8 protein-coding genes are annotated in these 9,338 nt (G+C 64.1%); 4 read left to right on the forward strand and 4 right to left on the reverse strand.

Annotation, left to right across the window (positions count from 1 at the left end):
- Positions 1-219: 219 nt before the first annotated feature.
- A complete protein-coding gene (locus MOD31_RS20270; RefSeq protein WP_250821527.1) occupies positions 220-1,551 on the forward strand; it encodes a DUF6350 family protein in 1,332 nt (443 codons plus the stop codon).
- A gap of 28 nt (positions 1,552-1,579) precedes the next feature.
- On the opposite strand, the gene MOD31_RS20275 is transcribed toward MOD31_RS20270, so the two are convergent.
- Complete coding sequence (locus MOD31_RS20275; RefSeq protein ID WP_142939963.1) at positions 1,580-2,029, reverse strand: hypothetical protein; 450 nt, start codon at positions 2,027-2,029, stop codon at positions 1,580-1,582.
- An 11-nt stretch (positions 2,030-2,040) separates the two neighbouring features.
- Between MOD31_RS20275 and purN the strand changes: the two genes are divergently transcribed.
- Positions 2,041-2,610, forward strand: coding sequence for a phosphoribosylglycinamide formyltransferase (purN, locus tag MOD31_RS20280; protein ID WP_250821528.1), 570 nt, complete (start codon positions 2,041-2,043; stop codon positions 2,608-2,610).
- Between the two features lie 25 nt (positions 2,611-2,635).
- Here purN and MOD31_RS20285 read toward each other — a convergent pair whose 3' ends face one another.
- From MOD31_RS20285 to MOD31_RS20295, 3 genes are read right to left on the reverse strand one after another with little or no spacing between them, the layout of a single operon-like run.
- Positions 2,636-3,988, reverse strand: coding sequence for an MFS transporter (locus MOD31_RS20285; RefSeq protein ID WP_250821529.1), 1,353 nt, complete (start codon positions 3,986-3,988; stop codon positions 2,636-2,638).
- Positions 3,989-4,039: 51 nt separating this feature from the next.
- Positions 4,040-4,987 (reverse strand): N-acetylmuramic acid 6-phosphate etherase, encoded by a 948-nt coding sequence (gene murQ / locus MOD31_RS20290; RefSeq protein WP_142939960.1) that lies wholly within the window; start codon positions 4,985-4,987, stop codon positions 4,040-4,042.
- Positions 4,962-5,906 carry an N-acetylglucosamine kinase gene (locus MOD31_RS20295; protein WP_250821530.1) on the reverse strand — a complete coding sequence of 315 codons (945 nt, stop codon included), beginning with the start codon at positions 5,904-5,906 and terminating at the stop codon, positions 4,962-4,964. The genes murQ and MOD31_RS20295 overlap by 26 nt, the downstream gene beginning before the upstream one ends.
- Before the next feature lie 700 nt (positions 5,907-6,606).
- Here MOD31_RS20295 and MOD31_RS20300 point away from each other — a divergent pair.
- Both MOD31_RS20300 and purH read left to right on the forward strand, forming a co-directional pair.
- Positions 6,607-7,146, forward strand: a complete 540-nt coding sequence (locus MOD31_RS20300) for an endonuclease domain-containing protein (RefSeq protein ID WP_250821531.1) — start codon at positions 6,607-6,609, stop codon at positions 7,144-7,146.
- Positions 7,147-7,553: 407 nt separating this feature from the next.
- Positions 7,554-9,224, forward strand: a complete 1,671-nt coding sequence (purH, locus tag MOD31_RS20305; protein WP_250821532.1) for a bifunctional phosphoribosylaminoimidazolecarboxamide formyltransferase/IMP cyclohydrolase — start codon at positions 7,554-7,556, stop codon at positions 9,222-9,224.
- Positions 9,225-9,338: the final 114 nt, after the last annotated feature.

The following is a 9,338-nucleotide window of genomic DNA, read 5'->3' on the forward strand; positions in this document are numbered from 1 at the left end:
CACCTATCCATTGGCCGCTCCTAGTTCCCGGCTTCGATTGTTTCCGGGCCTTTCAAAGTCTGTGCAGGGCGGGGAAGAGCTGAGGTGGTCTTTGAGGGCTCCGTCCCCGGGAGAACACCTACCATTTTACGGCCGCCCTCTGGAAAAAGCGCTGGAATTCGCGGTATTTCAGGGGAGTCTGCCGGGGGAGTGCGGCGTACCGTGGCACGATAGATCACGATGAAACTGCGCGCTGATCAGACCGGAAACCGTGGCCTCCCGATGCCCCTTTGGCTACAGGGTGGTTTGGAAGCGGCTCAGGCAGCGTTCATTTCCGCCATTGTTGTGATCCTTCCCTTGGTGGGGGTGTGGGCCACCGACGGGTTCCAGGACCGGAACGTGGACTCCCTGGCACGATTGGCGGGCCAAGCCTGGCTGCTGATCCACGGTGTTCCGCTGGAGCTGGCGCACGTCAACCTCGGCACCGCGGCCCAACCCGGCTCCGGGCTGTTGTCCCTCATTCCCCTTGGCCTGACGCTGATTCCGTTCCTGCTTGCCTGGCGTGCAGGCCGTCGACTGGCCCGGGCGTCCTACACAGACCAGTTGTGGCAGGCATTTCTTGGCGCGTTCGTGGTGTACGCGTCTTTCGGGACGGCCACCGGTTTCGTGTGCCGAACACCGGAAGTTGTCATCAACCTTTGGTTCGCCATGACCATCTCGCTGATCTCCTTTGGCTTGGGCATGATCGTGGGCGCCCGGCGCGAGGCAGGCTCGTGGAGCCGGCTGATCGGCGTCGACGCCGTCGCTTGGCTCGCGAGGACCAGCCAGCATTCACGCTGGGCTGGCTCCTATGTGGGCTCGGCGTTGAAGGCGGGATTCGTAGCCGCGATGGCCGCAGTTTGCCTGGCCGCACTGCTCCTGGCCGTGACTATTGTGTGGCATTGGACGGACATTATTGCCGTCTACGAGGGTTTGAAAGCTGGGGCCCTTGGCGGTGCCGTGCTCACCATCGCACAGCTCGGCTACCTGCCCAACCTCGTCATTTTCGCGCTGTCCTGGTCCACCGGCGCAGGCTTCTCGCTCGGCGTCGGTTCAACGGCGGGTCCGCTGGGCACCGCCGTCGGACCTCTTCCGGCTGTCCCGGTACTTGGTGCCCTTCCCGCCGGGCAGTTCGACGCCGGAGCCATGGCCTTGGCGCTGCCGGTGGTGGCCGGGATCCTGGCGGGTTGGTGGTTCCTGCGCGAAGGCGAGAACCATTTTGACGAGTGGCTCTCCATCAAGATCAAGGCCCGATGGTTCACTGCCACCGTTTCCACCCTTTTCCTGGGCGCCTTTGTCGGCGCTGTCGCGGGGCTCCTGGGTGGGGCGTTGGCTTGGATCGCCCGCGGTTCAGCAGGCGTCGGACGGCTCACGGAAATTGGACCGCACCCGCTGTGGATGGCAGTCTGGCTGGCCGCCGAAGTGGGCATCGGCGTCGTGATTGGCTACGCAGTGGGGCCGTGGCTGGAACGCAGCCAGAAGCAGCGCGAAGCGAACCTGGACGAAGCAGCGTACGACGACGAACACGCCTGAGCGGGTCCGCTCAGTAGCGCCGTGGTTCTTAACGCAACGGCCCCGGCATCGAGTTCTCCAGCTGGGTCAGGCACTGCGTCTTGGCGGATTCCGTCAGCGCACTGCGTGAGCAGTCCTGGTACGTGCTGACCTGATTGAAGAACAGCGCGGACGTCAGGATCAGCAGGCACATGACTGCCGTGACAACCAGGCCCGAAATGGTCCCGAACAGCATCAGTTTCGGATGCTTGTGCTTGAGCGTCCGCACCAACACCACGACCCCCAACACCAACGCCGCAAGCGTCAGGATGGCGCTCAACCACACGTAATCCACGTTCAGGGAGAACACGAAGAACGCACCCAAAGCCGCCAAGAGGAAGGCACGGAAGAGGTTCTGGCTCACGCCAAGGGCAGATTTCTCGGCCTCGGAGCGGGGTTGTTGGTTCGGCTTGGAACCGACGTCGGGATTCATGTTTTCCAGCCTACGCGAGCCGCCCATAAGCTAGTGCAATGCGCATTGTTGTCCTCGTCTCCGGTACCGGTTCAAATCTTCAGGCTGTCATCGACGCCGTGAAGTCGGGTGAACTGGATGTCGAGATCGCCGCTGTGGGCGCCGACCGGCCCGATACCTACGGCGTGGAGCGCTCCGACGAAGCCGGAATTGAGACCTTCGTGGTCAACTTCAACTCGTTCGAAACCCGCGCCGAATGGGATGCAGCCCTGCGCGACAAAGTCCTGTCCTACAAGCCGGACGTGGTGGTTTCCTCCGGTTTCATGAGGATCGTCAGCGCCGACTTCATCGATGCCTTCGGCGGCAAATACGTCAACACACACCCCGCGCTGCTGCCCTCATTCCCCGGCTCCCACGGAGTGCGCGACGCCATCGCGTACGGCGTGAAAGTCACCGGCTGCACCGTTCACTGGGCCGACGCCGGCGTGGACACAGGCCCCATCATTGCCCAGGAAGCCGTGACTATTCTTCCCGAGGACTCCGAGGAATCCCTGCACGAGCGCATCAAGGTAGTGGAGCGCCGCCTGTTGGTCCAGACCCTGGCAGACCTCGCCGCCGTCGCTAAGTAGCCCACCGCCCCCAACTGGGAGCGGGTTACTCGAGGACGCGCTGCTTCGTCTCGGGGGCGAAGAACGCCATCCACAGCACGGACAGCAGCACCAGCCCACCAGCCATCGCGAACGACTGCGCCAACCCGAACTCAGGCCAGAAGAACGAGGCAAACACCAAGGGGCCAAAGCCTGCGCCGATGCGCGAGAACGTCGAAGCCCAGCCGAAGCCAGAGCCGCGAAGTTCCGTCGGGTACAGCTCGGAGACGTAGGCGTAAAGCACCGGAATGGCCACCTGGACCACGAAGCCAAACACCAGCAGCCAGAACACGGCAGCCGAGGGCACGTCCACCACAAAGGCCACGATCACCAGCGTCAGAGCGGACAGGGGACCGGTGATGGCCAGGATCCACTTGCGGCCCACACGCTCCACCAGGAGCGCCGCTACCACCACGCCCAGAAGTCCGACGGCGGCCATGCTCGCCGTCGTGACGAACGCCTTGTACTCCTCGAACCCGGCGCCGATGAGAATGCGGGGCATCCAAGTGAGCGACAAGTAATAGACCAACAAGACGCTGAAGAACAACGCCCAAGCCGCGGTGGTGATCTTCCAGTTGAACTGCCAGATTCCCCGCAACTGGGCCCAAGCGCTGCCGGGGGAGAGCCGGGGTGCCGCCTGCGGTTCGGGCAAGCTGTACGCCCGCGGTGAAGCGCCGGTTGCCTCCACCAGACCATCGATCACCGCCGCAGCTTCGGCACGGCGGCCCGCCCGAATCAGGAACAGCGGCGACTCAGGAACAGATCGGCGAACCCAGAAGACTAACAACGCGGGCAGCACCATGATCAGCATGGTGAGCCGCCAGTCGCCAAAGGCAGCAACCAGCCCGGCGGAAATGAAACCGCACAGCGCTGCGCCAACAGGCCACCAGCCGTCCATGGCCGTGAGCACCTTGCCCCTTTGCTTGCGGGGCGTGAATTCACCCACCAGCGCATAGTCCACGGGGATGCAGCCGCCCAAGCCGAAGCCGGCCATGAAGCGGAAGATGCAGAACCACACGATGTCCGGGGCGAAAGCACCCAGAACCGTGAAGATGCTGAAAATCAGGAGGGTGGCCGTGAAGGCTTTCTTGCGCCCAATGGTGTCCGCAATGGTTCCCCACGCGAACGCGCCCACAGCCATGCCGATCAGGTTGGCCGTACCGATCCACGCGGCGTCAGCCGGTTGCAAGGACCAGTGCTTGGACAGCAGAGGGATCAGGATGCCGTTGAGCGTGACATCCCAGGCATCGAACATGAACCCGAGCCCGCCGATCAGGAAAATCCGCCCTTGGACTTTCCACCGCCACGGCAGTTCCTGCACAACTTGTTCGCCGCTGGGCACGGCTGTGTATGTATTCATTTGCCCTCCTGCATGCAACTTTATGCGCTGGGGCGGGCACCGCCGTCCGCGTTACTTCCGGTTCTCGATGGCCCTCCGCAGGAAACCACCGGCTTCTTCCAAAGCACCCTTGGCCTGACCAGCGTCGATGCCTGTCAGAAGTACCAAAATAGCTGCCTTCACCGAACCGCCAACAGAATCCAAAGCAGCAGCCGCCTCCGCAGCAGACACGCCGGTTGCGTGCTGAACAGTCCGTTGCGAGCGGGCCAGCAATTTCTCGTTCGTGGCACGCAGGTCCACCATGAGGTTCCCGTACGTCTTGCCGAGCTTCACCATCACCAAGGTGCTGATCATGTTGAGGACAAGTTTCTGGGCCGTGCCGGAGTTCAGCCTGGTGGAGCCCGCGATGAACTCCGGACCCACCACAACCTCAATGGCGGCATCGGCCAGATGACTCACGGCCGAGCCCTTGTTGCACGCCAGCGACGCCGTAAACGCTCCGCGCTTCCGTGCTTCTTCCAGCGCCCCGATCACATACGGCGTCCGGCCCGAGGCCGTAATACCGACGACGGCGTCAGCTTCAGTCACGTTGATATCGTGCAGGTCGCGCGCGCCGGCAGTTGCGTTGTCCTCGGCGTACTCCACCGGCTGCTGGATCGCTTTGGTTCCGCCGGCGATAAGTCCGACGACGAGTCCCGGCGGGGTGCCGAAGGTCGGCGGGCACTCGCTGGCGTCGAGCACGCCAAGTCGGCCGGCCGTTCCGGCTCCCACATACAAAAGGCGGCCCCCGCGCTGGAGTCGCTCCGCAACGGCGTCGACCGTTTGAACAATTGCCGGGCTCGCAGCCTCAACGGCCGCGTGTACTCCTGCACTGTGGGCAAGCATCGCAGCTACGAGTTCTTCAGTGCCCAGGATGTCCAGGTTTTCCAGGCCCTCGGCCGTGGCCTCGGTCTGCAACCCGGCGAGTTCCGTGCGCAGGCCCGCAAGTTTGTCGTCAGTCGGGCCAGTTTGTTCCGTCACGGTGGATATACCTTTCCTGGATGAGCCCGCGGCGCGTCGCAGCGAGGGCAGCCCCGTCCAAGCCATCGCCCAGCGGGACCACCACCTCAATCCCAGCCGAAGCGAGGGACTTGCGCAAGAGCGCCGAGAAGAAGTCCGATCCCACCACTCCACCAAGGAGCGCCACGCGGGGTGTGCCGGGTTCGGTGCCGCTCGCGCGCTTAACGGTATTGGTCAGGATGCGGCACGCCTCGCCCACAATGTCATGTGCGACGGCGTCACCGGCCTCCGCTGCCTGTAGAACCAGCGGCGCGAAACGGGCCATCGCCCGGTAGGGGTTCTCTGTTTCTGCCAGCCAACCCGGAAGCAGCTCGGGCGACTCGACCAGTGCGCCAGCCGCCGCCGACAACGAGGTGGCAGCGCCGCCGTCGTGCGCTTCAAGAACTGCCTGCAGACCCTGTTGGCCGATCCACCTGCCGCTGCCGCGATCACCAAGGTAGGGACCCCAGCCGTCGGCCCGGTGGAGGACGCCGGCTTCGTCGAAGCGGAAGGCCACGGCGCCTGTGCCCACAATGAGCGTGGTGCCGGGGGCTCCTTGGAGAGCGCCGAGTTGGGCGGCCGTGGCGTCCGAGAGCACGGCCGAGGGGACACTGAATCTTTGGGACAACATGCTGGCGAGTTCCTGCGACTTCTCCGCGGACGCCTCAACACCGGCAACGGCTGCGCCAATGCTGGTGATGCTGCCAACTGGAAGCCCGGGCGGGAGCAGCCTGACGGTCTCGAGGAGGAGTTCGAATGCGAGGGTGGGTCCGTTGTCCACGTGCACACCGGGGAAGCCATGCTGGTCGGCGGCGCCAAGCAACTCATTGCCGCTGCGCAACTCCACGCGGCTACGGCTCTTCCCAACATCGGCAACAAGAACAACCTCGGTGGCTTCCATGGCTCAACCCTATGTTGTGAGGCCTGCTCTGCGTGTGTGGTTGGTGGTTTGGGGGCGCGGAGTGGGCCTCGCAACGGGTGGGCTTTGGGTTGCGGGGCCTGCTTTGCGTGTGTGGTTGGTGGTTTGGGCCGCGGAGTGGGCCTCACAAGGGGTGGGCTTTGGGTTGCGGGGCCTGCTTTGCGTGTGTGGTTGGTGGTTTGGGCCGCAGAGTGGGCCTCACAAGGGGTGTGGAGGAACAGTCAAGAGCCCCCGAAGGGCGATTTCTGTGGATAACCGAATGCGAGCCATCGTTTCCGGCAAGCATGAATCCATGCGGAATCTCACTCCTTTGCCCTCGAATGTAGACACTAGGGGCTTTCTCGTCGCCGATGCCTATGCTGCCGGAGTGCCGCGCTGGCGACTCCAGACGAAAGACCTTGTGACGCCGAGTCGTGGCATTCGCTTGGCAAGAGCAAGCGAATTGGACCTCGCATTGCTGGGCCGACTTCATACCGCTGTGACACAGCGCTGTGCAGTCAGCCATGTCACTGCAGCGCTGTTGTGGTCCATGCCGCTCCCCATCTATCTCGAGGAAGAGGGCAGGAGCGGGCTAATCCATGTGACCCGACGGCAAGAGATCGGGAGGGTCAAGCGTCGGGGCGTAATCGGGCATCGGGCTCCACTGCTTGCTCGGGACGTTCGTATGTTGAACGGAGTTCAATTGACGTCGCCCGAGTGGACCTGGATGGATTTGGCGAGGCATATGGGGCGGTCTTCGCTTGTGGCCGCCGGAGACTTTCTGTTGGCGCGGGAGAATCCGTTGTCCTCGATCGCGGCGATCCAGGAAGTCATTGACCGCCGACCCAAGGTCAAGAGGATCAGGATGGCCCGGGAGGTTCTGCCGTTGCTGCGCGTTGGGGTCGACTCGCCGCAGGAATCCCGTCTGCGGTTGAAAATCGTCGATGCCGGGCTGCCGGAGCCAGCGGTTACCGCGCCGATCTTCGACGAGCGCGGGAGATACATATCGACGCCCGATCTCCAATACAAGGAGTACAAAACTGCCATGGAATATGAGGGCGACCATCACCGCTCCGACCCTGTGCAGTGGGGGAAGGACATCGAACGTGACGATAGGCTTCGCGCGTTGGGGTGGATCGTCCTGAAATTCTCCGATGTCCAGATGAAGGGCGGGTGGGCTCATGCCGAACGTAAGATACGCGATGCGTTGGTGTCGCGCGGGTGGCGTGGGCCGTCGTCGTAATGTCTTGTCTGCCCTGAGTTGTGGGGCCTGGTGTGCGCCTTTCGCGCCCTTGGTGGCACGCAGAGTGGCCTCGCAATGTAGGGGGTGTTTTTGTGGGGCCTGGTGTGCGCCTTTCGCGCCCTTGGTGGGACGCAGAGTGGGCCTCGCAATGTAGGGGTGTTTTTGTGGGGCCGGGTGTGCGTCCCGCGAGCGGGATGTGGCACGCAGAGTGGGCCTCGCAACGTAGGGGTGTTTTTGTGGGGCCGGGTGTGCCTCCCGCGAGCGGGAGGTGGCACGCATGGTGGGCCTTGCAACGCAGGGCAGAAACGACGCAAAACCGGGGCAGCAACGAAACACGATAAACTCTCCGTATCCCCACACCCGCGAATCCACCCGCGACATCTACGCGAACTAAGACGGAGACTTTTGTGAGCTTGACGCAGCTTGACCGTGTTCCCATCCGCCGTGCACTGATCTCGGTTTACGACAAGACGGGACTGGAGGAGCTCGCGAAGGGCCTGCACGCAGCCGGCGTCGCAATCGTCTCCACCGGATCCACCGCCAAGAAGATCGCCGCCGCAGGCATCCCGGTCAAGGAAGTCGAAGAAGTCACCGGCTCCCCGGAAATGCTGGACGGCCGCGTCAAAACCCTGCACCCGCGCGTTCACGGTGGCATCCTGGCCGACCGTCGCGTCCCGGCGCACATGGACACCCTGGCCGGCATGGAGATCGAAACCTTCGACCTCGTGGTGGTGAACCTTTACCCGTTCGTGGAGACCGTGAAGTCCGGCGCAGCCCAGGATGACGTGGTTGAGCAGATCGACATCGGAGGCCCCGCCATGGTGCGTTCGGCTGCGAAGAACCACGCCGCCGTCGCCATCGTCACGGATCCCAACTTCTACGGCGCAGTAGTCGAGGCCGCTGCACACGGCGGGTTCGACCTGAACACCCGTCGCCGCCTGGCCGCCAAGGCGTTCGCTCACACGGCCAGCTACGACAACGCTGTGGCTTCCTGGACGGCCAGCCAGTTCCTGGACGAAGACGGCGACGGCATCATCGACTGGCCCGCCTACGCCGGCCTGTCCCTGGAACGCTCCGAGGTCCTTCGCTACGGCGAAAACCCGCATCAGCAGGCCGCACTCTACGTGGACAAGGCCGCCCCGGCAGGCATCGCCCAGGCGGACCAGCTGCACGGTAAGGCCATGAGCTACAACAACTTCGTTGACGCCGATGCCGCCCTCCGCGCTGCTTTCGACTTCGCCGAGCCCGCGGTCGCGATCATCAAGCACGCCAACCCGTGCGGTGTGGCCGTCGGTTCCGCAGACGCTGCCGATCCGATCGCGGACGCCCACGCCAAGGCCCACGCCTGCGACCCCGTCTCCGCATTTGGTGGCGTGATTGCTGCGAACCGAACCGTCACCGCAGGCATGGCCCGCACGGTTGCCGACATCTTCACCGAGGTTGTCATCGCCCCGGACTTCGAGCCAGAAGCTGTGGAGATCCTCTCCAAGAAGAAGAACATCCGCCTCCTCGCACTGCCCGAGGGCTACGGCCGCTACCCCTCCGAGATGCGCCAGGTCTCCGGCGGCGTCCTGGTCCAGATGAGCGACAAGGTGGACGCCGACGGCGACAACCCCGCCAACTGGACCCTCGCTGCCGGCGAAGCCGCCGACGAAGCAACCCTTGCGGACCTGGCTTTCGCCTGGACCGCTTGCCGCGCGGCAAAGTCCAACGCCATCCTGCTGGCCAACCACGGTGCCGCCGTGGGCATCGGCATGGGCCAGGTCAACCGCCTGGACTCCTGCCGCCTGGCCGTCGAGCGCGCCAACACGCTGGGCGTGAAGGTGGAGTCCGACGTCGACGGTGCTGGCGGTGCGTCCAACGCCGACGCGAGCGACGCACCTGAGCGTGCGCGCGGTGCCGTTGCTTCCTCGGACGCGTTCTTCCCGTTCGCCGACGGCCTGCAGATCCTGATCGACGCCGGTGTCCGCGCCGTGGTCCAGCCGGGCGGTTCCGTTCGTGACGAGGAAGTCATCGCCGCAGCCAACGCTGCCGGCATCACGATGTACTTCACGGGTGCACGCCACTTCTTCCACTAGAAGAGGAACCAGCTAGGGCCCAAGAAGCCCAACGCAACGGCGGCCGCCCCCGGAAGGGGACGGGCGCCGTCGTAGTTAACAGGGGAGTGCCTATATAAGAGGGGTCGCTACCAA

It is taken from the genome of Paenarthrobacter sp. TYUT067 (assembly GCF_023656375.1).
Taxonomy (GTDB): Bacteria; Actinomycetota; Actinomycetes; order Actinomycetales; family Micrococcaceae; genus Arthrobacter.